At 56.9% G+C, this 246-nt stretch carries 1 pseudogene; it reads right to left on the bottom strand.

From position 1 onward, the window contains the following. Window positions 1-246 (bottom strand): annotated as a pseudogene (locus tag BRO54_RS19065) (A/G-specific adenine glycosylase); the annotation flags it as partial.

Raw genomic sequence — 246 nt, forward strand, 5'->3', positions numbered from 1 at the left:
TAGCGAGCGGCACTTGTTTGACCGCTGTTTTTTTCGTTTTCACCGGCAGCTCTTCCGCCACCCCTTCGGCGAACGCTTGGCAGTAGGCTTGCACCGGACAAAGAAGGCACGACGGGCGGCGTGGCGTGCAAACAAGGGCGCCGAGCTCAATCAGCGCCTCGTTAAACGCTCCCGGGTTTTCGTACGCCATATTTCGCGGACGATTTGTTCAAATCGTTTTCGCGTCGACGGTTTGGCAATATCGTC

The sequence above is a fragment of the Geobacillus proteiniphilus genome, from assembly GCF_001908025.1.
Lineage (GTDB): Bacteria > Bacillota > Bacilli > Bacillales > Anoxybacillaceae > Geobacillus > Geobacillus proteiniphilus.